1 protein-coding gene is annotated in these 524 nt (G+C 47.3%); it reads left to right on the top strand.

Annotated features, from left to right (window positions below):
- Positions 1-108 precede the first annotated feature (108 nt).
- A partial coding sequence (locus tag B2751_RS05585) for a glycine--tRNA ligase subunit alpha (RefSeq protein ID WP_290773618.1) occupies positions 109-524 on the top strand: 416 nt, incomplete at its 3' end.

Here is a 524-nt window from a genome sequence, read left to right as displayed (position 1 = left end):
GCAAGTAGGGTGGAACCGCGGGCTCGTCTCGTCCCTATGTGCAACGATTGTTGTACATAGGGGCGTTTTTTGCGTTCCTTAATCATTTCGGAGGTGAAAGTCGTGAAGATGACAGTACAAGACATGATCTTGACATTACAAAAATTTTGGGCAGAACAAGGCTGCTTGACGATGCAAGCATACGACGTAGAAAAAGGAGCCGGTACGATGAATCCGATGACGTTTTTACGGAGTCTCGGACCGGAACCGTGGAACGTTTGTTATACAGAACCATCACGCCGTCCGGCTGATGGTCGTTATGGAGAAAACCCGAACCGTCTGTATCAACACCATCAATTCCAAGTCATCATGAAACCATCACCTGACAACATTCAGGAATTGTACTTACAAAGTCTCGAGTTGCTCGGGATCAATCCACTCGAACATGACATCCGTTTCGTAGAGGATAACTGGGAGAACCCAACGTTCGGTGCTGCTGGTCTCGGCTGGGAGGTATGGCTAAATGGAATGGAAATTACACAATT

Source organism: Exiguobacterium sp. UBA6282 (assembly GCF_002440475.1).
Taxonomy (GTDB): Bacteria; Bacillota; Bacilli; order Exiguobacteriales; family Exiguobacteriaceae; genus Exiguobacterium_A.
The sequence above is the reverse complement of the archived record's forward strand: the minus strand, read 5'-3'. Positions and strand labels throughout refer to the sequence as shown.